Raw genomic sequence first — 24,809 nt, forward strand, 5'->3', positions numbered from 1 at the left:
GGCGCGTCGAATACAACACCGAGCGACCACATAGTTCGCTGGGTTACCTGACCCCGACACAGTTCGCAGAGGCTTGCAAACGGGAGCGGGATTTAACAACGGACTCTAAAAGTGGTTCGTACTAAAGATGGGGGCAGGTCAACGGCCGCCTTGTCAGGCAGGTTGTAAGCGCCGCCATCTGCAGATGCACCACGACGCTGTGGGAGTGGAAGGCAAACCGCATTTAATGCGCTGACGAGCGTCAGCGAGGTACCCCGCCAGCGGAGCGGCTGCCAGAGTTCTTGGCGCTTTAGCGCCTGGAACCTGTGCCTGCAAGGCTGCGGGAGGGGCAGGTGCGGATTCCGGCGAAGATGACCGTGTATGCCGGCGAGCGTTGACCATTTTCGGCATTCCATACTGGTGGTGACCGCACCAGTTTAGTATGCAGCCACAACGGCAGAGCGAGGTTACGTCGTAGTTCAGGTAGAAGCGGTCAACTCCAAATGACCGGTATTCGGCCAAAGTGGTCGGTCAGCATGTTTCTCTTGAGCGGCAGGTTTACACAAGAATCTGGACATGCCCCTTTCCTAACAGTCACCAGGGCACTCATCGGGAGCTGCTTTTCTGCACTGAGACCGCTGTTCACTGGAAGAACAGCGCCTCCATGTCCTGAATCGTTTGGGGCGTCAGGGCAGTCGCCTGGCGCAAAGCCTCACGGCTCCCCGGATTCATGTTAATCACCGCCACGTAGACACGCGCACGCCAGTAGTTGAAGGGCGTCAGCCTTTGTGCCTGGAATTTGGCAAGCCCGACCTCACGGAGTTTCTGTAGAAAGGATGCATCGTCAGCCGCGCGAGCATCCTCGGCCAACTTTGCTCCCAACTCCTTGAATTCACCCTCCACGCGAGACTTGATCTCGTAGACGTCATCCCAGGTCGCGAGCTTCTCTTGTCGATCAGGATCTGCGCTCCGAAGGTTCACGACCACGCGTGGAAACAGATCGTTCGCGTCATCGACGACCACCTCGATCTCTTGCAACGATGCGCTTTCAGCCCAGGGCGAAAAGCTGAGGCGACGGACTCCATCTTTGAGAACCAAGTCTTTGGCCAGCTTGGCCTTGGAATTGCAAGTGTTGCAGATGGGCAATAAGTTCTTGGGATCGACTCCGTATATCGGGTACAGGTCTTTTGCTAGAAGGTGGTCGTACGGGCCGCGCCACTGCTCGTTGTCGTTCTCGTCAGCCCGAATCTGAGCAAGGTATTCGGTCCCACAAACGCAGCACACATTGCCATTGCCTGGCGCATTGCCGTGGCGGAAGCGTGCATAGTGGTCGTCAATGCATTCACCACACGCTTGCTCCACGCCTCGGAGCTTCGCCGTGCGCTGAAAGAGGTGAACAGCCAGTGACTTCAATGCAGGAAAAACCGCTTCGGGTATGGCTGTCAGCGGTACTGTCCGGTCGGACAGGAAAGCACACGGGTCAGTTCTCGCCGCCAATACAGCCCCAAGAGCTTGCTTTTGCACTTGATCAAGCGCCGACAGCGTTGCCAACAGGGCATCAACCGCAGTGCGAGTCGGCTCATTTCCAGTAATCGCAGCATACAGGCCGGCCGGAAGGTGGGCTTCATCCACTTGCCGCCTTTCCAGCGCCGCCAGCATCGCTTCTACAAGGAATAAGTTAAGCCCGTCAAAAACCTTCGAATGCTCAAGATTTGGTCTGATCTCAAACAGCATCAGGAATTTCTCAACCTATTGATGAGATACGAACGCTCCATCGACTCGCCGATGGAATCCTCAAGCCATTCCAACTTTCTTTCGGTTGTGAGTTGAGGGTTTTCCAACCGCTCGCGAATTTCCTGGACAGCTGTTTCGGAGATCGTTGCACGCAGGTTGAAGTGCTTTTTTATCAGTACGTCAAACGATGCGCCAAAGGTCTCTCTTGGCGGATTCGTCATGTCAGTCGCACCGTCGACCTTCTTGAAGTGGAAGACCGCTTCACGAGGTAGCGAAGAGACCAAAAAAGGCGAGTGTGACGAGATGAAGGCTTGGACCTTTCCGTTCGCTTCGTTGGCCTTTTCAAAATCCAAGTGGAATCGTGTGCGCCAGCTTGGGTTCAGGTGCGTTTCGGGCTCATCGTAGAGGAACAGCGTCTCATCGTCCCCGAAGAGTCGCACGGCACCAAGTGTCAACAGAAGCTGTACTTCCCCATCGCTCAAATCGTCAAACGCAACGGTACGCTCGCCATCTGACATCCAGAGTTCCTGCACCGAAAGTGGAAGCTTCCCTTTTAGCGGTTTCTCTACATGGCCTTGAAAGTCGTCGCGACGCAGTGCGCGCTTCACCGTCCCAGACCATTCATCAACGCCCAGAAGTTGAAGCTTGTACAGCGCCGAGAACCACTGGTCAGGCGCTCGCGAGTTGTCAGCCATCCGACGGATGACTTCCGGGTCCCGGAAATCAATCTCGATGTCGCCAGCCAAGAAGTCCAATTCCAGCAACTCATACACGCTCTCGCTGGTTCGTAGAGAGATCGGCGTACACCTGTTTGGCCCAGCCAATTCGATCAAACGCTTGATGTCGCGGGCGTTGTCCGAAGCAGTTGCCTGGCCACGCAGGTCATACCTCAACACCACTCGCGCAGGATGGCGGAATGGGATCTCGTTCCACACCTCGTCACGGGCAGCATGCGGAAGCATACCGAGTGTGGCGATCAGCAGCGCTGCGCAGTCATAGTCGAGGAAGAGATTCCTGGGTATCGCCGTGTCGGTCTCGCGTAGCCTGAAAAGGCCCGATTCGGGATCCTCCCCTTCGGCAGCGAATATGCCCGGGTTGCGCCTGAGATAGCGCTCATTGATGGCCAGCGTTGCCCTTTCATCCACTTCGGGCTGCGCAAGCTCTTTCTTCAAGTTTGACCTGATCCGAATCACGTCAAAGTACTGAAGCGCGTTGCGCATGAAGGCTCGCTGAAGGTTCTCGGACATGCCGGAGGCGTATCCGATGACCCGTGGTAGCGCCAAATCTTCCAAGGAGCCATCCGCCGTGATCTCACTCCATGTCCCCTGGGCCGGCTGCGCAATACCATCGTGAGGCTGGTCAATGCGCCGATGCACCGCGATGCGAAGACGATGCCGCGTGTCCACGGCGAACCGGCGCAAACCTTCGTAGCGAGACGAAGCCATCTCGTAGGTAACGCGAAAGTCATACCCCAGCGGCGCACGTACCCGGAAGTCCTGTCGCTGCCGCCGTTCAAGGAAGGCAAAGGCCTCTGCGATGAGTTCCATCACCTGCGACTTGCCCGAACCGTTGGCGCCAATGAGGACGGCAACATCGCCTTTAACCGTTGAGAAATCAAAGGCCTGATCCTTTAGGCCTTTGTATTGCCCGAATAGCTCGATCGACAGCAGCTTCATACAGCGCTTTTCCGTCCGCGTCTTGTGCTGGTCGACGGTGCTTCCTGCTGCAGTCGGCGCAACAGTTCACTCGCAGGTTCGTCGTTCGGGTCTTGTGGCACCAGTTCGCCGCGGAAGGCCTTGGCCAGCAGGGCCGGGGTCAGGCGGTCGGTGGCGGTCTGAGCGGTTAGCAGGCAGGCTTCGAGGCGGTCGGCGAAGGCGAACAGAGTTTCAACGCGGCGGACGATCTCCCTTTGTTCTTCAATCGGTGCTATCGGCAAAGGAGCAAGCCTGACCTGAGCAAGGTTGAGAACCGGCATATCCATGCCACGGTGCTGCGCACGAAACCAGTCTTGGACGGCAGGTGATTCAAGCACGATAGCTAGAAACTGCGGCACCATGTCGCTACAAGGCCTGAGGCGGGCGACACTGCGGGATATATTCCCACCGCTAAGTTCATCCGGCACCACGGCGACTTTGGTCGCGCGAATGATGCCGAGCAAGACGTCGCCGCCTTTGATCGATGACCGGTGATACCTATTTGCAATGTCGACGCTAGTTCGGCACAAGGAACCTACCTGAATTCGGCCATCAGCAATGTCGGTGGTCTGAACATACGGTATGCCACTGACCAATTTTGGTCCAGGCTGCACGATGCCGTAGACGATGTTTGCGTCAGACTCGACCACATCCTGCGCACGCAGAATTCGCCAAGTGGATGGAACATTTAAACTATTGATGTCTGGTGGAGGGTCGCTCTCGTTGTTGCGTTGGAGCCACTGGGAATGCATAGCCCAGTCTGCGTTCGAGCGACGCCAATCCTCTGTCAGCCTTCCTGACGTGGCTGCGGCGAGAACTGATTGACGGAAGCGTTTGAGGATGGGGGCGACGCGGGCCAGGCGGGTGTTGACGGCATCCACTCGGGCGAGGATGGTGTCGAGTTTGTCGGCGATGCGTTTTTGCTCGGCCAAAGGAGCCAGCGGAATATTGATCGCCTGGAAGTGATCGCGCTTCAGGTTGTTGATATTCACGCCACGTGCCATTTCACTGACAGCGTCGCGATAAGCCTTAGACGAAAAGAAATGGCCGAAGTAACGAGCGTTGATTGTAGATGAGGGGCGCAGAACGCCACAGAATGCACCAAACGACATAGGCTGTTCTCTTCGCACCTGCGCAGCCTTCCCAACCACGCTGATGCTGCCACTCGACGTTGCGATAACTACATCTCCGCATTTCAGAACCTGTTCAGCGGACACAAGGCTTGCAGGCACGTAAACGAGGTTTTGAAGCTCAAACCCTCTTGCCTGGATGTTGTTCGCGCGAACGATGGGAATCAGTCCGCTTGCACTCCGATCGGTGGCATCTGATTTGGTGTACGTAACGCCCCTTACAAACTGAGAACAGTCCAGCAGCGTTGGATTGCCCCAGCCCAGTGGTTGCTGATTCATGCCCCTTCCCCCAGCTCCGCCAGGATCGCTTTCAACTCCAACACCGCCCCGCTCAGCTCGTCCATCGCCTCGCGCGCCAGCACGGCCGGTTCGGGCAAGTCGGCAGCGTCTTCAGCGCTGTCGTCCTTGAGCCAGGCGATGTCCAGGCTGTCGCCTTTCTCGCTCGCAATCCACTCACGGCTGAAACGGCGAAAGCGCCCCTGTTCGCCCTGGTCCTGCCGTGTGGCTTTACCGTTAGGATCGTCGCCGTACGCGGCGATGAAGTCGGCAAAGTGTGCGTCGGTCAGCGGGGTGCGTTTGCCGAACTTGGGCGCGTTCGCCCGCATGTCGTACACCCAGATTTCTTGCGTGCTGCCGGTGGCGGCCTGGCTGACCTTCTCAAAGAACAGCACATTAGTCTTGACGCCCTGGGCGTAGAAGATCCCGGTAGGCAGACGCAGGATGGTGTTCAGCCGGCACTTGTCCATCAGGTCGCGGCGGATGTCGGCGCCCACGCCGGCCTCGAACAGCACGTTGTCGGGCAGGACCACGGCGGCGCGGCCACCGTCGCGCAGGTGGCGCACGATGTGCTGCAGGAAGGCGAGCTGTTTGTTGCTGGTCGCAAAGGTCAGGTCGTCGCGGGTGGGGCCGCCGCCGCCCTTGGCGGTGCCAAAGGGCGGGTTGCTGAGGATGATGTGGCTCTTGGGCAGGGCGCTGCCGGCGCTGCCCAGGGTGTTGCCCACGTGCACCACGCCTTCGTCGTCGCCCTCCATGCCGTGCAGCAGGCAGTTCATCAGCGCCAGGCGGCGGGTGCCGGGCACCAGTTCCATGCCCAGGAAAGCCTGGTTGCGCTGGAACTTGCGTTCTTTCTCGCTGAGGTTGTAGAGGTCGTCGGTCTGGTCCTTGATGTAGCGGTCGGCCGCGATCAGGAAGCCTGCGGTGCCGGCAGCCGGGTCTTGCACGGTTTCGCCGGGCTGGGGCCGGATGACCTTGATGATGGTGTCGATGAGTGGGCGGGGCGTGAAGTACTGGCCGGCGCCGCTTTTGGTTTCGCTGGCGTTCTTCTCCAGCAGGCCTTCGTACAGGTCGCCCAGGCCGTCTTGCCGGGCGCTGAACCAGTCGATGCCGTCTAGGCTCTTGACGAGCTGTTCCAGGTGGCGCGGCTCTTTCAGGCTGGTCTGCGCGTCGGCGTAGATGGCGGCGATCAGCCGGTCGTCACTGGCGGAGAGCTTGAGCAGGGTCTCGCGGTAGTGGCGCAGCAGGTTCAGGCCGCTCTTGTCGCGTAACTCGGGCCAGCGGGCGTAGGCCGGCAGCTTGTGGCCTTGCAGGATGCCGCTCTCTGTGTTCTCGTGCTCCATCTTGATGAAGAGCAGCAGCACGAGTTCGGTGACGTAGTCGCTGTAGTTGATGCCGTCGTCGCGCAGCACATCGCAAAGATTCCAGAGCTTCTGGACGATGTCTTGAGTAGTCATTTTTGAGTTCTCTGAATCTGTTTAGCGTCAAACGCTGAATTGTCAGGCGGCGCGTGGCCAGAGACCGGCAGCCAACGCGCCCATCACACTGTCAAGCTGCCCGCCCAGCAGTTTGTCCAGCTGCTTCGCACCACCATCGTTGGCAAAGGCGTTGTTGACGAAAGCTTGGTCGATGACCAGTTCGTGCGTGAGTTGTTTGGCCAGGCGGTCCAGCCACTTGCGCTGCACCGGTGTCCATGCGTGTTGGGCGTAGATCTTCTGCATGGCCTGGGCCACCCGCTGATCGAAGGGCAGCAGCGCTTCGCCCAGTGCCGCTTGGCGGATGTAGGCGATGACGCCGGCAGCGATGTCCTGGTTGCTGTGCTTGCGCCAAGCGGCCTTGAGGCTGGCTTCGGAGTAGCCCGCGCCGTCAAGCAACAGGCGCACTTCCTTGAGCTGTTCGCGGGTGAGGTCCTTGGGTCGGTTGACCACCGTGGCCATGGCAACCGATTGGTTGATTTGTTCGCGTACGAAGTGGCTGAAGCTGTCGAGGTAGTCCTCGGGCTTGGCGTACAGGCCCCAGCTTTGGCTGCGTTCCCGCAGTTCGTCGGCCTGGGTGGCGATGACGGGCATGTAGGCCGTGCCCAGGAGCTGCTTGACCTCGGCAAGTTGCAGCAACAGGCGGGTGTTGTGGCGCAGAAATTCGGCTGCGGCCTGGGGACCACCTTCTTGCCCGAGCTGGTGCAAGTGACGATGCAGTTGCGGCGGCGGGACGCCCCATTGCTGTTCCAACTGGTCCAGCTTATCTTTCAGGGCCGGCTTCTTCTCGGCCTTGTGCGCGGCGTCGCGCAGAACGCGCATGAGCTTCTGGTTGAGCTGGTCGAGCACGTCGTGCGCGTGGCTGCGGCCGGGGGCGCTGCCTGCGGTTTGATGCGCGGCGGGGTTGTTCAGTTCGTCGAACAGTTGTTCCAGCGTGACCTTTGGGTCCTTCACCAGCGGCTGCATGGTGTTGACGGCCTGAAGTGACGCGTACAGGTCCACCGGGTCGTAGATCTTGAAGACGGTCTTGCCGATGTCGTCGCAGCGCCGGGTGGCGCGGCCGATCATCTGTTCGTACAGGATGCGCGAGCGCACCCGGCGCATGAAGACCAGGTGGCAGATAGGCGGCACGTCGATGCCGGTGGTCAGCAGGTCCACCGTGATGGCGATGGTGGGAAAGCGCTCGTTCTTGTAGCGGCGGATGAGCTGGTCCACCTTGTCGGACGCGCCGGTGATTTTTTCCACCGCGGCCTGGTTGTAGTGCTCGCCGTGCACGGCCTTGAAGGCGTCGCCCAGCAGGCGCTTGACCATGTCGGCGTGCGCGTCGGTGGCGCAGAAGATCATGGTCTTCTCTTCGCCCATGGGGTCCAGCTCCTGGGCGAGCTGTTCGCAGATGACGCGGTTGAACGGTTCGCTGATGACGCGCTTGTTGAAGCTTTCCAGCTCGAAGTGCAATTCGTCGTCCAGTTCGGCGGTTTCGATCTCGCCGGTGCCGAGGTTGATGGCCTCGACCTGCTGGCCGCTGTCGAAGTGGATGCCGTGCTGGCTCAGCAAGGTCTGGTAGCGGATGGGGGGCTCGTGATCGATAAGCCAGTCGTCGGCCACGGCTTCACGGTACGAGTAGGTGTAGACAGGTCGACCGAAGATGTCGGTGGTGTGGCGTGCCGGGGTGGCGGTCAGCCCTACCTTGACGGCGTCGAAGTAGTCCAGCACGCGCCGGTAGGTGGATAGGTACTGGGTCTGGTCACGCAGGGCGAGCTCGCCCTCGGTCATGCCCTGGTCCAGTGTGTAGCCGCGGTGTGCTTCGTCCACGATGATGCAGTCGAAGGCGTCCAGCGGAGGCGGGTTGTCGCTGCCGAAGATGCGCTTGACCATGGCCTGCACTGTGGCCACCTGCACGCGAGTTTCGGCCTCGGCAGCCATGTCGCCCAGTTCAGCGATGTTGTAGATCTTGGACAGGGGTTGGCTTTGCTCCAGCGGTGCTTCATTGAAGGCGTCGATGGCCTGATCGCCTAGCGCCGTGCGGTCTACCAGGAACAGGATGCGTCGAAAGCGCTCGGCCTTGAGCAGGCGGTAGATGAGGCCGATGATGGTGCGCGTCTTGCCCGTGCCGGTGGCCATGGCCAGCAGGCATTTGGTCTGGCCGGCGGCCAGCGCGGCTTCCACTGCGCTGATAGCCTTTTGCTGGTAATCGCGCAGACCCAAGTAGGCAAAGCCTTCTTGTTGCAGCTTGGCTTCCGCCTCGGCCTTGTTGCGGTGGAGCTGGTCGAGCAAGCCGTCAGGTGAGTGGAAGCTTTGCAGCGGCTTGGCCAGGTTGCCCTGGTGGCGCAGATCGCGGAACCAGGTGCCGCTGGCTTCAGGGCTCTGCTTGACCAGCGGGCGGCCGTTGCACGAGTAGGCAAAGGGAAGGTGAAACACTCCTCCCTGCCCGTCGGGCCAGGGGCCCTGGCGGCCTTCAGCCAGCCAGGCGGCTTCGTGCCCGGGTTCGATTTGCAAGCCACGGGCGTAGCGCTCGGCCTGACCAATCTTCCCGGCGACGTTGACGTTCAGGCGCTTGGCTTCGACTGCAGCAATGGGTGTGAGACCGGCGAATAGCAGGTAGTCGGCGCTCTGCTTGCCCGCAGTGGGCCATTCGGCGATCGCCAAGTTGCGGTTGCGTTCCGGCCGTGCGCCTTTGGCATGGGTGAGTTCATGGGTGTCGGCCTCCCAGCCGGCGTCCTTGAGCATCTGATCGATGAGCAGGCGGGTGGAAGCTTCGTCCATCGCCACCTTTTGTGCAGCCTGGGTGGTGCGCTGCGCAAAGGCCTGAATGTCCAGCGAGGTGGGTACGTCCAGCGCAGCATTGGCGGTTTGCAGGTGGGCGTCGAATTCGGCCTTGAGGGCGACGTAGCGGCTGCTAGCCTCTTCGGCCAGACTTTCGTAGAGGCTGCGCTCTTCGGCGGCCCGTTCGGCCAGCACACGCTCCTGTGCTGCCTGGGCGGCCAACAACTCTGCCAATTGGCCTTTGGCCGCCTGTTCACTCTGGGCCTGCTGCAGGTTCTGCGTGAGGTCAGCCACTTGCTGCTGCATCGTAAGCAGCCGCTGGCTGGGGTCGTCCGGCAGGATGAATGGACCGGGCTTGAAGTCCGCGTCGCTGCCGAAGCTTCGATGGAACCAGAGCGCGATTTCACGGGCTACCTTCAGCGCCTCTAGGCCCTCGCGGTAGCCGATACGATGGTCGACCTGATGTGCAGCCTCGTTGCCCCTCTGGCGCAGCAAATGGAACATCTGCCGCACTTGCGGATCAAGGCTCAGGCGCTGGTCCACTGCGCGCAGCATCTCTGCCTGGGTGGGTTGAATCAGGCGCACACCAACACGGGACGCCACATCCTGCGTGATCGACTCGGCCAACAACCGCAGCTTGAGCACGCAGCTCGCCGGATCGAAGGGATAGAGCCGCTCCGCGGTTGCCCCAAGATCAGCGAGCAACGGGCTGTGCTCAGTTAGAAATCCGAAATTGCTTAATCCTTGCGCGATGTCTCTTGCCATTGACCTCTTGCCCCTTAAGTCCTTGCAAGCTCGTTCGCCTTGCGGTGTTTGGTGGCCTTAACCTTTCACAACACTCTTATGCGCGCTTGCGGCGTCCGCCGCCCATTCACCTCCAATGCCGCGCGATCTGCAGTACTCGAGCACCATATACTCGACCATAGATGCCAAGCTGCGCCGCTCCTGCTCGGCGGCGGCGACAAGCGCAGCCTTCACATCCGGTGGGACTCTAACGCTTACAACCTCTGTCTTCGTGACGGCCATGAGCTGCTCCTGTGTGAAAAACGCTAGCGTTTTGCTAAGCATATCTGGAATCGTTTTTCCAGCCAACAAGTCTTCGGCATATTGGCGCGCTCTGCGCAGAGAATCATGGCGCACGCAGGTGTGTTAGGACGCCAACTGAACATGCTTGCCGGCCGTACGCATGTCGATCAATCCATCAGCCTCGCTTGCGCTCGCACTTCTCGACGAGCGGAAGGGTTTGGCCTCCAGTCCAAGCGTGTCTGAAGTTCTCTGTAAACCGGTCGTTACTGCCTCGCATGCTAACAGGCTGCTTTGGCCGAGTAGCAGTCGATCGTAGTCGAGCGACGCCTTGGCTATTTTGGGTCGAATACCGTCGCTCACTGACTGACCCATTCGCAGCCACTTCACGGGTCAGCGCAATCCGGTTGAGCGGTCAGTTACAACCAGCATGGCCGTCAATGAGCACCAGCGCCCGCAGGCAGGGATTCGAACAGGGCCGAGCGCCTGTTTCAGCCGTCCTAAACGGCAAGCGCCCGGGTTTCCCGGGCGCCTGCACTGCACTCAGCTACTCTCTGCTGCTTGCTCAGGGCACTAGCGAGCGAGCCTCCAGGCCAGCCGCGCCGCCACCTTGGCCGTAATCCCGTCCCTATCCATGCTCGGGTTCAGCTCGGCAATATCGGCCAGCATCAGCTTGCCGGTCGCCTTGGCGGCATCGATCAAGGCCTCCACCACCGGCAGCTCCACGCCATAGGGCGCGGGGGCCGATACGCCCGGCGCCACCCCGGCCGGCAGCACGTCCAGGCACACCGTCAGGTAGAGCCAGTCCACCTGGTCGGCAAAGAAGGTCAGGGTATCGAGCAGGTTTTCCAGGTTGTCGCGGTGGCAGTCCTCGTCGCCGCGCCACTGCACGCCCAGGCTGCGGGCACGGTGAAACAGGGCCTCGGTATTGGCCGGCTCCGAGATGCCATAGACCAGGTAGAGGAAGTCGGCACCGTTGGCCTCGCACGCCTCGGCAATCTGCCGGAAGGGCGTGCCCGAGCTGGCCCGCTCGCCGGCGCGCAGGTCGAAGTGGGCATCGAGGTTGACGATGCCGATGCGCGGCCGCCGCTTCTGCAGCTCGGCATGGCGCGCCAGACCCAGAAAACTGCCATAGGCCATCTCGTGGCCGCCCCCCAGCACCAGGGGGAAGTGCCCCGCTGCCAACAGGTGCGCCACCTGCCGGCCCAGCTCGGCCTGCGCATCTTCCAAGGCGTCCGCCTCGCACGCCACGGTACCGCCGTCGTAGACATGGCCCTCGTGGTGCCAGGCCAGATTGGCCAGCGCCTTGCGTATCGCCTGCGGCCCCTCCTTGGCACCCGGCCGACCCTGGTTGCGGCTCACCCCGGCATCGCAGGCAAAGCCCAGGAGCGCCGTCCCGGCCGCGGCCGCTTCATGCAGCTGCTGCACCCGCTCATGCCAACGCCGCCCCAGCGCCCCCTCCTCACTGTCATTCCGGCCCTGCCAAACACTCATATCCGCGACTTGGTACATGGATTTCTCTCGTATTGGGGCAAGCAGGTATGCAACCTGTGCCCAGAAGATTCAACAAACGGCCCCAATACCCACTGACGAGCGCCAGCGAGGCTCCCTCGCTTGAGCGAGGGCGGGGGGAGTGAGATCAATAAAGGGAGGAGGCCCTCTATGACCTTCACTGAGGAATAACGCCCGGCTGAGCCGGGCGCTGAACAAACACCTCAGCCCCAACCGAAGCGTCAACATCAATGGGCCGACGGCAAAACCATCCGCCCCTCATGCCAGCGCTGCCACAGCGGCTCGCCCCCCAGCCAGTAGCACAGCTCGGCCGGCCGGGCGATGCGCCACAGCGCAACATCGGCCCGCTTGCCCACCGCCAGGGTACCCGTCTCCTCCAGCAGGCCCAGTGCCTTGGCCGCATAACGGGTCATGCCGGTCAGCGCCTCCGAGGGCGTCAGGCCGAACAGGGTGCAGGCCATGTTCAGCGCCAGCAAGGGGCTGCTGGAGGGCGCCGTACCCGGGTTGCAGTCGGTCGATACCGCCATCGCCACGCCAGCCTGGCGCAGCGCCGCAATCGGCGGCACCTTGGTTTCACGCAGGCAATAGAAGGCTATCGGCAGCAGCGCCGCCACCGTACCGCTCTCGGCCATGGCGGCAATCGCCTTCTCATCCAGCCACTCCAGGTGGTCGGCCGATAGTCCGCCATACTTGGCAGTCAGCTTGGCACCGCCGGAATCCGACAACTGTTCGGCATGCAGCTTGACCGGCAGCCCCAGGCCCTTGGCGGCCTTGAAGAGCCGCTCCACCTGCTCGCGGCTGAAGCCGATGCGCTCGCAGAAGGCATCGACCGCATCCACCAGACCTTCGCCGGCCAGCACCGCCAGCCAGTCTATGCAGGCATCGATATAGTCATCAGCCCGGCCCTGGTACTCCGGCGGCAGCGCATGCGCCGCCAGATAGCTGGTACGCACCCGCACCGCGCGCGCCTCACCCAGCTGCCGCGCCACGCGCAGCATCTTGCGTTCGGTCTCCAGGTCCAGGCCATAGCCGGATTTGATCTCTACCGTGGTTACGCCCTCACGCAGCATGCCATCCAGCCGTCGCAGGCTGGCAGTGAACAGCTCCACCTCGCTGGCAGCACGGGTGGCCGCCACCGTAGAGCGGATACCGCCACCGGCCCGGGCAATTTCCTCGTAGCTCGCACCATTGAGCCGCATCTCGAATTCATGCGAGCGATCGCCGCCGTAGACCAGGTGGGTATGGCAGTCGATCAGGCCCGGCGTCAGCCAGCCGCCCTCGCCGTCCACTTCCTCGCAGTCGCCCAGGCCTGCCGGCAGCTCCGTCTCGCGGCCCAGCCAGGCGATGCGTCCGTCACGGATCAGCAAGGCGGCATCGCGCAAGAGGCCATAGTCCGAACCGGGCAGCATGGTCGCAGCGTGCACATGGCGGATCAGGGTATTGTGGGGCATGGCTGTCCTATAGCTTGGCCGTGCTGAAGGTATCGCACGCCTCGATGCGCCCGGCATCAAAGCCACGCTGGAACCAGCGCATACGCTGCTCCGCACTGCCGTGATTGAAACTCTCGGGCTGCACCTGGCGTCCGGCCGCCTCCTGCAGGGTATCGTCGCCCACCTGGTGGGCAGCTCGCAGCGCCTGCTCGGCCTCCCCCGGCTCCAGCCGGTTCTGCTTGGCCACATAGTGGCCCCAGATGCCGGCAAAGCAGTCCGCCTGCAATTCCAGCTTCACCGATTCACGGTTGGCCTCGGTGCGGGATTCGCCGGCCATCTGCTGGTGCGCCTTGTCCAAGGTGCCCAAGAGGTGCGAGACATGGTGGCCCACCTCATGCGCAATCACATAGCCACGGGCGAACTCGCCCTGTGCGCCCAGCTTCTGCTGCAGCTTGTCCAGAAAGGCCAGGTCGATAAAGACCTTCTCGTCGCCAGCGCAGTAGAAGGGCCCGACTGCCGAGCTGGAAAAGCCGCACTGCGTGCGCACGCCGTTGCGGAACAAGGCCAGCTTGGGCTTGCGGTAGGTCAGACCTTGCTCGGCAAAGAGCTGGTCCCACACGTTCTCGGTACTCTTGAGCACGCGGGCGGCGAACTTCACCTCCGGGTCGTTCATGTCCGGCTTCTTGCCGGCATGGCTGGGTGCCGCCGGCGCATGGGTAGCCTGCTCCACGCCAGATACCACATGCAAGGCCGAGCCGAAGTCGACATTGAAGAAATAGCTGATGCCGGCCGCAGCCAGCACCCCGACGATACCGATGCCGCCCAGCGGCAAGCCTCCGCCACCACCACCACGGCCGCCGTCGCCCACGTCCTCGACGTTGTCGCTTTCGTCCATATCATCAAGACGCATCACTCTCTCCGTTGAGCCCGCTATAAACCCACGAGCTGCACTGTCAGAAATGTCAGCGCAGGCACCCGGGAAACCCGGGTGCTCACGTTCCTCGCATGCGGAGGCAGGGCTCAACCCTCTATCGCTTCCCTACCCCTCCCGCAGCTTTGCACGCACAGGTTCTAGGCGCTAAAGCGCCAAGAACTCTGGCAGCCGCTCCGCCGGCGGGGAACCTCGCTACGCTCGTAGGCGCACTGAACAAATGTCAGCTTATACGATCACGAATATCTAGCAGGTTAGCTCAGCGCTGCATGGGCAGGTTCAGGCCCCGCTCGCGGGCGCAGTCCTGGGCGATCTCGTAGCCGGCGTCGGCATGCCGCATCACCCCGGTGCCCGGGTCGTTCCACAGCACGCGCTCGATACGCTTGTCGGCCGCCTCGCTGCCATCGCAGACGATCACCACGCCGGAATGCTGCGAATAGCCCATGCCCACGCCGCCGCCATGGTGCAGCGATACCCAGGTCGCACCGCCGGCGGTGTTCAGGAGGGCATTGAGCAACGGCCAGTCCGATACCGCATCGCTACCGTCGCGCATGGCTTCAGTCTCGCGGTTGGGGGAAGCCACCGAGCCGGAATCGAGGTGATCGCGGCCGATCACCACCGGTGCCTTCAGCTCGCCCTTGCGCACCATTTCGTTGAAGGCCAGGCCCAGCCGGTGCCGGTCTCCCAGGCCCACCCAGCAGATCCGTGCCGGCAGGCCCTGGAAGGCAATGCGCTCGCGCGCCATATCCAGCCAGTTGTGCAGGTGTGGGTCGTCCGGGATCAGTTCCTTGACCTTGGCGTCGGTCTTGTAAATATCTTCCGGGTCGCCCGACAGCGCCACCCAGCGGAAGGGGCCGATGCCCTTGCAGAACAGCGGCCGGATATAGGCCGGCACAAAGCCCGGGAAGTCAAAGGCGTTCGCGACGCCCTGGTCCTTGGCCACCTGGCGGATATTGTTGCCATAGTCCAAGGTGGCAGCGCCGCTTGCCTGCAGGTCCAGCATGGCTTGCACATGGTGGGCCATGGAGCGCTTGGCGGCCGCGGCCACGCCGGCCGGGTCGCTCTTCTGCGCCGCGCGCCACTGCGCCACATCCCAGCCCTGCGGCAGGTAGCCGTGCACCGGGTCATGGGCGCTGGTCTGGTCGGTCACCACGTCCGGGGTGATATTGCGTTTCACCAGTTCGGCAAATACATCGGCAGCATTGCCCAGTAGTCCGATCGAGACGGCCTTGCCCTCGGCCTTGGCCGCTTCCAGCATGGCCAGCGCCTCGTCCAGGTTGTGCGCCTTGCGGTCCAGGTAGCGGGTACGCAGGCGGAAGTCGATACGGGTCTCGTCACACTCCACCGCAATCATGCTGAAGCCGGCCATGGTCGCGGCCAGCGGTTGCGCGCCACCCATGCCGCCCAGGCCACCGGTCAGGATCCAGCGGCCCTGCGGCTTGCCGTCGAAGTGCTGGTTGGCCACCGCGTAGAAGGTCTCGTAGGTGCCCTGGACGATGCCCTGGGTGCCGATATAGATCCACGAGCCGGCGGTCATCTGGCCGTACATCATCAGGCCCTTGCGGTCGAGCTCGTTGAAATGCTCCCAGTTGGCCCAGGCCGGCACCAGGTTGGAGTTGGCCAGCAGTACCCGCGGTGCATCGGCATGGGTACGGAACACCCCCACCGGCTTGCCGCTCTGGATCAAGAGGGTCTCCTCGTCGCCCAGCGTCTTGAGGGTGTCGAGGATGCGGTCATAGCAGGCCCAGTCGCGCGCCGCCCGGCCTATGCCGCCATACACCACCAGCGACTGCGGGTGCTCGGCCACCTCGGCGTCGAGGTTGTTCTGGATCATGCGGAAGGCCGCCTCGGTCAGCCAGCTCTTGCAGCTCAGCTCAGTGCCACGAGGGGCGCGGATCACACGGGTCGGGTCGATGCGGGGGTCGCTCATGGCGGTCTCCTGTCGCGGCCATCCGGCCGACGGTTGGTATCACTGGGTGGGTACTAAGCCCCACACCGGGGTTTGTAGGTTCAAAGCATTGACAAACGTCAGCGAGGCTTCACCCCCGCAAGGAGGGCGCCGTGCTGGTAAGCCCCTGAAGAGGCAACAACCACGCGGCCGCGGCGGAGGGGGTGGATTCAAACAGGAGAGAGCCCACTGTGTGCGCCCCACCGCCGCCTGGCACCAGGGTTTCCCTGATGCTTGCCCTACCCTCCACACAATTCAATGTCCTGGATTCATAACGGGCTCTCAAAAAAAGCCGCTGAACTGGTAACGCCCGGCCGGGTGGTAAAGATTGGCCACACTCGCCACCTGGCCCTTGGAAAAGGTCCGCCGGTGCAGCACCAGGCAGGGCTCGTCCTTGTCCATCGCCAGCTTGGCGCGGGTCGAGCGGTCCGGCCGGCGGGCCTCGATCCGGTACTCCACCCTTGAGAGCGGCGCACTGCGGGTCAAATACTCGTTCGGGGTCACCCGGCCGTAGTCCTGCTTGAGGTAGTCCGGCGCCAGCTGCGGGTTGGCCCAGCGCTCCTCCAGCTGGATGGGCTGACCGTTCTCTCGGTGCAGGATCAGCGAGTAGTAGAGCTGGCTACCCGGCTCCAGCCCCATCTCGGCCGCCAGCACCGCGTCGGCCTTGACCGCTTGCAACTTCAAGAGCTCGGCCGCGTGCTCGTGGCCGCGGCCGCGTATCTCCTCGGCGATGCTCTTGATGTCGACCAGGGTGCTCTGGTACTTGGTGGCCGCCACAAAGGTGCCGGCACCCTGGCTGCGCGTCAGTACGCCTTCGGCCGCCAGCTCGCGTACCGCCCGGTTGACCGTCATGCGGGCAACGCCGAACTGTTTCACCAGCTCGTTCTCGCTCGGCACCTGGTCGCCAGCCCGCCACTGGCCGGCCTGGATGGCCGCCAGAATATGGTCCTTGATCGCCTGGTAGGCCGGGACGTTAGCCATGGTCTCAGCCTTGCGAATCGAAGCGCATGGGCGCGAGGCGGGCAAAGGCACCGGCACGCACCAGCTCGGCGATCACCTCGATATCCGGCGCGAAGTAGTGGTCGATATGGTAGTGCTCGACCTTGCCACGGATCAGCGCCATGGCACCCAACAGGCGCGGCGAGGTCTGGTGCGGTGCGCGCAGGTCCACGCCCTGGGCGGCAGCCAGCAGCTCGATCGCCAGGATATGTGCCACGTTCTCGGCCATGTCACCGAGCTTGCGGGCGGCAAAGGTGGCCATGGAGACATGGTCTTCCTGGTTGGCACTGGTCGGCAGGCTGTCCACACTGGCCGGGTGGGCCAGGGTCTTGTTCTCGCTGGCCAGGGCCGCGGCAGTCACGTGGGCAATCATAAAGCCCGAGTTCACCCCGCCGTCACGCACCAGGAAGGGCGGCAGGCCGGACAGGGTTGCGTCGATCAGCAGCGCAATACGGCGCTCGGCCAGCGCGCCGATCTCGGCCACCGCCAGCGCCAGGTTGTCGGCGGCAAAAGCCACCGGCTCGGCATGGAAGTTACCGCCCGACAGCACTTCCTCGCTGTCCGGGAAGACCAAGGGGTTGTCCGACACCGCATCCGCTTCGCGCAGCAGCACCACCGCCGCGTGGCGGATCTGGTCCAGACAGGCGCCCATGACCTGGGGCTGGCAGCGCAGGCTGTAGGGGTCCTGTACCTTGTCGCAGTCCTTGTGGCTGATGTTGATGGCCGAGCCATCGAGCAGGGCGCGGTAGGCGGCCGCCGCCTCGATCTGGCCGGGATGGCCGCGCAGCTCGTGGATGCGACGGTCAAACGGCACCACCGAACCGGCGGCCGCGTCCACGCTCAGCGCGCCAGACACCAGGGCGGTCTGGTAGAGATCCTCGATGGCGAACATATTCATCAGCGCCAAGGCGGTGGAGGCCTGCGTACCATTGAGCAGCGCCAGGCCTTCCTTGGCCGCCAGGGTCATGGGCTGCAGGCCCACGCGGGCCAAGCCCTCGGTGGCCGGCAGCCAGCGGCCATCCACCAACACCTCGCCCACGCCCAGCAGCACGGCTGCCATATGGGCCAGCGGCGCCAGGTCGCCCGAGGCCCCTACCGAACCCTTGACCGGAATACGCGGCAGGATGTCGGCGTCCAGAAGCTTCACCAACGCCTCGATCACCGCCAGCCGGATGCCGGAATAGCCGCGCCCCATGCTGGATATCTTCAGCGTCATCAAAAGGCGCACAGCCGGTGCCGCCATGGGCTCACCCACGCCCACGGCGTGCGACAGCACCAGGTTCTTCTGCAACAGCTCCAGCTGTTCCTTGGGGATGTGGGTGGAGGCCAGGCGGCCAAAGCCGGTGTTGATGCCATAGGCCGGCGCCCCCTTGGCGACGATGGCGGCCACCGCACGGGCCCCCGCCTCGATGCCAGGCACCGCGGCCGGGTCCAGCGTAATACGTACGCCGCCGGCCATGATCTGGCGCAACTGGGCGAGGTTGAGTTTGCCGGGGGTCAGGGTAAGCGCATGCATGGGGGTACTCATCTGAGGGCTATCAATGGCCGCGACTCTACTCCGGCTTATTTGTATAGACAAGTTGCATTGCAACACGGCCGCCACGCGGCAAGAAAAAAGCCGCCGGTCCCAGACCGGCGGCTTTCTTGGCACCCAGAGGCCCGCGCGGCTATTTGCCGCCCTTGGCCGGTGCGCTGAGCTTCTCGCGCAGCGCACGGGTATCCACTCGATAGGCCGGCGCGTTGAGCGGCCCGGCGATCTGGATCGGCACCACCACGCCCTTGAGCGCATCGAGCTCGGGCAGGCCGCTGCCGCCACGCACGGTGGCATTGAGCAGGTAGTCGAGCTCGCCACGGCCGATATCGAGCTTGCCACCGCCCTCCAGCGCCACAAAGGGCGCACGGATCTGCAGGTCGCGGCTCTCCGCCACGCCATCCTTGAGTACAAAGCGCGCGCTCAGGTCCGAGAAGCGCGTACCACGGCCGGTCTCCACCTTGACGAGGTCGCCCGTCAGCTTGGCGAGGTTGTTACGCAAGCCGCGCAGCATATCGCCCACATCGAGGCCTGCGATCTCACCACGCGACAGCATCACATCCACCCGTCCGGCCAGGCCGCGTCGCAAGGCATCGATGCTGATCGCCGGCGCATTGACGTCCACATTCAGATTGCCGCGCCCCGACAGGCGGTCAATACCGAAGGTGTCAGACATCAAGGCCGCCACCTCCATACCCTGCAAGGTCTGGGTCAGCTGCAGCCGCGGCACCTTGCCACCGCTCAAGAGCGCCCTGCCCTTGAGCTGCCCACCGTAGATATCGGCCGCCAAGGGCTCCAGCAATACCTGCCGCTTGCCGGCCTCAACGTGGGTCTGCAGGTTGAAGACCCGGAAACGGCCGATATCGAGCTCACCCAGCTTGATATCGCCACGGGCCGACAGGCCGTCCAACCAGGACCAGTTCAGCACCTGCTTGGGGTCCAGGGTCGGGGCGTTGTCGACCGCCGGCAGATAGGGCGTCAAATCCAGCTTGGCCAGATCCAGCCCGAAGGCGTAGCGGGGAGTAAGGAAATTCTCCAGTGACAGCTGGGCGGTCACCGCCGCGCCGTCGAGCTTGCCGCGGCTGTCCCAGTCGAAGCGTTCCTTCTCCAGGTCCACGGCGGTACGGCCACCCAGCTCCAGCTTGATCGCTCCGCTGGGCAGGGCCTTGTGGTTGTAGGAGCCGGTCAGGTTGAAGCCTTCCAGCGAGATACGCCGCCAGTCATCTATGCGTAGCGGGCTTTCAATGTCCAGCACCGCGTTCTGGGTGTCATCCAGGAGGCGCAGGCCCAGCTTGGCAGTGTCAGCCACCAGCCCACCCTGCGGGTCGGCTGCCAGCCGCGCCAGCTTAAGCTGGCCGGCGAGCTCGCGCTGGCTGCTCTTGATGCCGAAGTCCGCCTCGATCTGTCCGGTCGCCAGCCCCCCCTCGCCGCCTCGGAATTCCGGGCTCTTGATGGTGGTCTGCCATCGCTGGTCACCGCGCTGGGCCGAGGCCCGCACCGTGGCATGGGCCAGCCGGCCGCGCCACGGTAGCGCCGCGGCACTGAGGTCACCCGTCAATTCCAGATTGCCGTCGCGCCACTCCGGCGTCTCGGCCTTGATCGCCAAACGGAAGCCCTGCAAATGAGCGGTCAGGCGCTGCCGATCAACCTGGATCTGGCTGTCCACCCGCAATCCACCGCTCCAGTCCGGTGCCGTCAGCTGGCCCAGCACGGTGATCGCACCGGCGTCACCTTCCGGGTCCAAGGCATGCAGGTCCAGCTTGCGGAAGCGGGTGACCTGACCATGCAGATCGTTCCAGGTCAGCGCTGCATCCACGAGGTCTACCCGCTCGGGTCGCCAGCTCAGCCGCTGCGACTTGGGCCGGCGGGTCAGCAGATCATCGATATTGAGCCGCCCCTCGCCCAGGAAATAGAGATTGGCCGCCAACCCCTCGACCCGGGCATCGACCACTTCGACCTGCCCACCGAACAAGGCCCCCCAGGAGAGCGAAAAGCGGGCATTGTCGAAACGGGCAAACAGCGAGCGGCCATTGGGCTCGCTCACCGTCAGCCCTTCCAGCGTCACGCTGGGGCGCGGCAACAGCGCCAGGCGCATGGCCTTGACCGCCACCCGGCGACCGAGCGATTCACTGGCGTCCTGCGCCAGCTTGTCGGCCCAGCTGCTGAAGTTGAACAGCGGCAGGGCAATGACCGGCAGCAGCAGGGCCAGGAGGACGTAGAGGCCGCGACGCAGGCGGCTGGGCAATTCTTGCAAAGGCATGGCCGCGATTATTCCAGCCGCGCGCTGGCTTTGGAATCCATAAGCACTCGCTTTTACAACATTGGCATCAGCAGGTAGGGACAGGACGGCTGTTAAACTGGCGTTTTTCGCGCCCCATGCCCCCGGAGAACCCCATGAGCAACGCCCAAGCGCCGCACCTGACCGATATCAAGGTCCGTGGCTACCACCTCGACCTGTACGGCCACGTCAACAACGCCCGCTACCTGGAATTCCTGGAAGAAGCCCGCTGGGGCTTTACCGAGGCGCACGGCTCCATCGATTACTTCACCAAGGCAGGTCTTGCCTTTGTGATCGTCAACATCAACATCGACTACCGCCGCGCCGCGCTGATGGGCGAGGAACTCAGCATCGCCACCGCCATGCAAAAGATCGGCAGCCGCAGCGCCGTCATCCACCAGCGCGTCACCCTCAAGGGCACCGACACCGTAGTTGCCGAAGCCGACGTCACCTTCGTGATCTATAGCGCCAAACAAGGCAGCGCCATCGCCTTGGACGGCGAACTGCGCCAGCAGTTCGAGCGCCTCCCCCACTGGTCGGCGGAATAAGCCGCTGCGGCGACCACGCCGCAGAACATCTACGTTCGAGCCCCCGCTGGCAGCGGACCCGCAATTGCGTAACAACTGCCTGGACGAAGTGCCGACGAGCGTCAGCGGGGTTCCCGCCGGCGGGCGGGGCTCAATAAAGCGGCAGCGCTTGCCTCAGTCATCGCAAACGACAAGCGCCCGGGTCTCCCGGGCGCCTGCGTTGAACTCATCCTTAACGCACTGTCTCTACGTTAGACAGCGCTACACTCGGTAACGGGCAACCGTTACCTGCATCTGGTTGGCCAGCTCCTGCAGCTGGTTGGCCGCCTGCGCCGTATTGCCGGCCGCCCCGTTGGCCTCCTCCGACATCTGTGCGATCCGCTCCACCTGCTGGGCAATATTGGTACTGGCCGCGCTCTGCTCACGGATCGCGTGGCTGATGTCCTCCACCATATCCACCACCTGGCTTGATCCCTGGCGGATCTGGCCTATCGTGCCGCCAGCCTGGCTGGCCTTCTGCACCCCGGCATCCACCCGCTCCACCACCTCGCGCATACGCGCTACCGCGGTGTCGGCCCCCTGCTGGATGGTACTGATCAGGGCACTGATCTCCTGGGTCGAGACCGAGGTCCGCTCAGCCAGCTTGCGCACCTCGTCCGCCACCACCGCAAAGCCACGGCCCTGCTCCCCGGCACGGGCCGCCTCGATGGCCGCATTGAGCGCCAACAGATTGGTCTGGTCGGCCACGTCCTTGATCACGCCCACCACCGCACCGATATTGGCACTCTCGCGTGCCAGCAGGTCGATCTGCTGCGAAGCATCGGCCACCCGCTCGGCAATCCCGTTGATCTCGCTCACGGTAGCCTGTATCACCACCTCGCCCTCACCGGCAATATCGCCCGAGCGGCGTGACATCTGGTTGGCCTCAACGGCCCGGTCGGCCACATGGTTGATACTGACCGTGACCTCTTCCACCGTGGCCGCCATATTGGCGGCCGATTCGCTGGCCGAGGCCGAGCTCTGCGACATCTGCCGGGCCGCCGCGGCCATCTCATTGGCCTGGCCATTCACGCCACCCACCGCACCGGCGATCTCGCGGAAGCTGTTCTGGAGGGTATCAAGCAGTCGATTGAAGGCCGCTACCGTCAGGCCCACCTCGTCGCGGCTGTTGATCGGCACCCGCTGGGTAAAGTCCAGATCACGACCGATGCGCTCCACCGTCTTTTCCATTACCGCCAGCGGCGTGGTCACGGCGCGGTAGATCAGCACGCCAAAGACCGACAGCGACACCACTGCCAGCACGATCACCACGATCAGGATGCTCATCGCCCGCTGGTAGATGGCTTGCGCCTCCGCCGACGAAGCCTCTTGCAGCTTCAGGTTGTAGGACGAGACCTTCTCGATCGCCGCCTGCACCTGCTGCTCGGCCGGCAACACCTTGCCATACAGTGCGGCCACAGCCTGGTCATTCTTGCCCGCATTGGAGTTGGCCAAGGCCTCGCCATAGCCGGCGACATAGACGTCGAAGGCCTTCTTCAGCACGGTGTAGTTGGCACGGTCGGTCTCATCGTCGACCAGATTGTTGTAACCATCCACCGCCCGCTTGGCGGCGGCCGTCGCCTCGTCCACCTTCTGGTTGAAAGCCTTCTTGAGGTCGGCATCCTGCTCCATCATGTGCGACAGCAAGAGGGCGCGCATTTCGCGGTAGGCAATGGCGATATCGCTGGTGGCCTGCACACTGGGAATGCTGTTGTCAGTCAGCGACTTGACCTGGGTATTGAGCGCCTTGAACGCGCTGATGCCAACGCCGCCGACGATCAACAGCGCCGCCAGCGCCAGGGCCAACATAAGCATGAGACGCTTGCCGATGGACATAGTGTTCTACCCTTTTTTCGTTGGATGGGCTGCTCGTGGGGCAGCTCTATCAATTCGAGCTATTACACTATAGTCGGCCGGCAACCCAGTCCAGTGTTAGCCGGTACTTAAATGCCCCGAATTACACGATCACCCCGCCGCCCAGGCAGGCCACGCCGTCATACAGCACCACCGACTGGCCCGGGGTCACCGCCCACTGGGGTACATCAAACCGCACCCTGGCCACGCCGTCCTTGACCTCAAGCAACTCGCAGTCCGCATCCTGCTGCCGGTAACGGGTCTTGGCGGTGTAACGACCCGGCTTGGGTGCCTCGTCTGCCACCCAGCTCAGTTGGTCGGCACTGAGCTCAGGCCTGAGCAGCAGCGGGTGATCATGGCCTTGCACCACGATCAGTTCATTCTTGTCCATGTCCTTGCCGGCCACATACCAAGGCTCGCCTGGCCCACCGATATTGAGCCCCTGCCGTTGCCCCAGGGTGTAGTACATCAAGCCCATATGTTCACCCACGGCACGGCCTTCCGGCGTACGCATCACACCTGGCACCTTGGGCAGGTAGCGGTTGAGGAACTCGCGGAAGGGCCGCTCGCCAATAAAGCAGATACCGGTCGAATCCTTCTTGGCATGGTTGGGCAGGCGGATCTTGGCGGCCAGCTCCCGCACCTCGGTCTTGTGCATCTCGCCCAGCGGAAACACCGCGCGCGATACTTGATACTGGCTCAGCCGGTACAGGAAGTAGCTCTGGTCCTTGCTCTCATCCTTGCCGCGCAAGAGCCGGGTGCGCCCCTCGGCATCCAGATCGGTGGCCGCATAGTGGCCGGTAGCAATACGTTCGGCCCCGAGCGATACCGCGTAGTCGAGGAAGGCCTTGAACTTGATCTCGGCATTGCACAGCACGTCCGGGTTGGGCGTACGGCCGGCCTGGTACTCGCTCAGGAAGTAGGCAAACACCCGGTCCTTGTATTCCTTGGCGAAGTTCACCAGCTCGATATCGATGCCCACCAGGTCAGCCACCGCGATCGCATCGCGCGAGTCCTCCTTGATCGAGCAATACTCGTCGTCGTTGTCGTCCTCCCAGTTCTGCATGAAAACGCCGACCACATCCAGGCCCTGCTCCTTGAGCAGCCAGGCGGAGACCGATGAATCCACGCCGCCGGACAATCCGACGACAATGCGTTGCGCTGCGGTGTTACTCATAGTGGCGTATCAAATCGAGTGGAAAACGACGACCGGCTCTATGGTCGTCTATGCATTGCAGCACCAGCGGGCTGCGATGTTGCTCGCGGCAGGCCAGTACTTCCTCATAACTCAGCCAGACGGCACGCACGATGCCCTCGTCCAGCACCGCAGTCTGCCCAACTCCGGCAGCCGCATCATCGTGGCGGGATACGGGCAGGCCCGGCCGCAGGCTCTCGGTAGGCAGCAATTCAGCCGCATAGGCAAAGCGCAGATAAGTCAGCCCCGGCCTGGTCGGCGGCGTCCACTGGTAGATGCCCACCAGCGCCGTCGGCCGCATCCGATAGCCGGTTTCCTCAAGCGCCTCGCGCACACAGGCATCAACCAGCGCCTCACCCTGCTCCACATGCCCGGCCGGCTGGTTGAAGCACAGCCCCTCGGGCTGCAGCTCTTCCACCAGCAGATAACGCCCATCGTGCTCGATTACGGCGGCAACGGTGCTATTGGGCTTCCAGACGGGATCGGACATGGTC

17 protein-coding genes are annotated in these 24,809 nt (G+C 63.0%); 2 read left to right on the top strand and 15 right to left on the bottom strand.

Annotated features, from left to right (window positions below; genetic code table 11):
• The coding region (locus VIM95_RS23400) for an integrase core domain-containing protein (RefSeq protein WP_414648469.1) at positions 1–125 on the top strand (125 nt) is incomplete at its 5' end.
• Positions 126–621: 496 nt separating this feature from the next.
• On the opposite strand, the gene VIM95_RS13385 is transcribed toward VIM95_RS23400, so the two are convergent.
• The 12 genes from VIM95_RS13385 to VIM95_RS13440 all read right to left on the bottom strand — a co-directional run bounded on the left by VIM95_RS13385 (position 622) and on the right by VIM95_RS13440 (position 20,682).
• A complete protein-coding gene (locus VIM95_RS13385; protein ID WP_331986433.1) occupies positions 622–1,713 on the bottom strand; it encodes a hypothetical protein in 1,092 nt (363 codons plus the stop codon).
• Positions 1,713–3,389, bottom strand: a complete 1,677-nt coding sequence (locus tag VIM95_RS13390) for an AAA family ATPase (RefSeq protein WP_331986435.1) — start codon at positions 3,387–3,389, stop codon at positions 1,713–1,715. The genes VIM95_RS13385 and VIM95_RS13390 overlap by 1 nt, the downstream gene beginning before the upstream one ends.
• Entirely contained in the window at positions 3,386–4,816 is a 1,431-nt protein-coding gene (locus VIM95_RS13395) for a restriction endonuclease subunit S (protein WP_331986437.1), read from the bottom strand. The genes VIM95_RS13390 and VIM95_RS13395 overlap by 4 nt, the downstream gene beginning before the upstream one ends.
• Positions 4,813–6,267 carry an N-6 DNA methylase gene (locus VIM95_RS13400; RefSeq protein WP_331986439.1) on the bottom strand — a complete coding sequence of 485 codons (1,455 nt, stop codon included), beginning with the start codon at positions 6,265–6,267 and terminating at the stop codon, positions 4,813–4,815. The genes VIM95_RS13395 and VIM95_RS13400 overlap by 4 nt, the downstream gene beginning before the upstream one ends.
• A 42-nt stretch (positions 6,268–6,309) precedes the next feature.
• Positions 6,310–9,813, bottom strand: coding sequence for a type I restriction-modification system endonuclease (gene hsdR, locus VIM95_RS13405; RefSeq protein WP_331986441.1), 3,504 nt, complete (start codon positions 9,811–9,813; stop codon positions 6,310–6,312).
• 831 nt (positions 9,814–10,644) lie between these two features.
• Complete coding sequence (gene hutG, locus VIM95_RS13410) at positions 10,645–11,583, bottom strand: formimidoylglutamase (RefSeq protein WP_331986443.1); 939 nt, start codon at positions 11,581–11,583, stop codon at positions 10,645–10,647.
• Positions 11,584–11,810: 227 nt separating this feature from the next.
• Positions 11,811–13,034, bottom strand: coding sequence for an imidazolonepropionase (gene hutI / locus VIM95_RS13415; protein ID WP_331986445.1), 1,224 nt, complete (start codon positions 13,032–13,034; stop codon positions 11,811–11,813).
• A gap of 7 nt (positions 13,035–13,041) precedes the next feature.
• The gene (gene ypfJ, locus VIM95_RS13420) at positions 13,042–13,923 is read right to left on the bottom strand and encodes a KPN_02809 family neutral zinc metallopeptidase (RefSeq protein ID WP_331986447.1); all 882 of its coding nucleotides are present in this window, start codon (positions 13,921–13,923) and stop codon (positions 13,042–13,044) included.
• Positions 13,924–14,203: 280 nt separating this feature from the next.
• A complete protein-coding gene (hutU, locus tag VIM95_RS13425; RefSeq protein WP_331986449.1) occupies positions 14,204–15,874 on the bottom strand; it encodes a urocanate hydratase in 1,671 nt (556 codons plus the stop codon).
• 300 nt (positions 15,875–16,174) lie between these two features.
• Positions 16,175–16,873: a histidine utilization repressor gene (gene hutC, locus VIM95_RS13430; RefSeq protein WP_331986450.1), complete on the bottom strand. Its 699-nt coding sequence runs from the start codon at positions 16,871–16,873 to the stop codon at positions 16,175–16,177.
• Between the two features lie 4 nt (positions 16,874–16,877).
• Positions 16,878–18,407: a histidine ammonia-lyase gene (gene hutH, locus VIM95_RS13435; RefSeq protein WP_331986451.1), complete on the bottom strand. Its 1,530-nt coding sequence runs from the start codon at positions 18,405–18,407 to the stop codon at positions 16,878–16,880.
• Positions 18,408–18,558: 151 nt separating this feature from the next.
• Positions 18,559–20,682, bottom strand: a complete 2,124-nt coding sequence (locus VIM95_RS13440; RefSeq protein ID WP_331986453.1) for an AsmA family protein — start codon at positions 20,680–20,682, stop codon at positions 18,559–18,561.
• 134 nt (positions 20,683–20,816) lie between these two features.
• On the opposite strand from VIM95_RS13440, the gene VIM95_RS13445 reads away from it, so the two are divergent.
• Positions 20,817–21,248, top strand: coding sequence for a thioesterase family protein (locus tag VIM95_RS13445; RefSeq protein WP_331986455.1), 432 nt, complete (start codon positions 20,817–20,819; stop codon positions 21,246–21,248).
• 240 nt (positions 21,249–21,488) lie between these two features.
• On the opposite strand, the gene VIM95_RS13450 is transcribed toward VIM95_RS13445, so the two are convergent.
• The 3 genes from VIM95_RS13450 to VIM95_RS13460 all read right to left on the bottom strand — a co-directional run bounded on the left by VIM95_RS13450 (position 21,489) and on the right by VIM95_RS13460 (position 24,805).
• Positions 21,489–23,102 (bottom strand): methyl-accepting chemotaxis protein, encoded by a 1,614-nt coding sequence (locus tag VIM95_RS13450; protein WP_331986457.1) that lies wholly within the window; start codon positions 23,100–23,102, stop codon positions 21,489–21,491.
• 121 nt (positions 23,103–23,223) lie between these two features.
• Positions 23,224–24,297 (bottom strand): tRNA 2-thiouridine(34) synthase MnmA, encoded by a 1,074-nt coding sequence (gene mnmA / locus VIM95_RS13455; protein WP_331986459.1) that lies wholly within the window; start codon positions 24,295–24,297, stop codon positions 23,224–23,226.
• A complete protein-coding gene (locus VIM95_RS13460; RefSeq protein ID WP_331986461.1) occupies positions 24,290–24,805 on the bottom strand; it encodes an NUDIX hydrolase in 516 nt (171 codons plus the stop codon). The genes mnmA and VIM95_RS13460 overlap by 8 nt, the downstream gene beginning before the upstream one ends.
• Between the last annotated feature and the right edge of the window lie 4 nt (positions 24,806–24,809).

The organism is Chitinimonas sp. (genome assembly GCF_036568685.1).
In the GTDB taxonomy this organism is placed as follows: Bacteria; Pseudomonadota; Gammaproteobacteria; order Burkholderiales; family Chitinimonadaceae; genus Chitinimonas.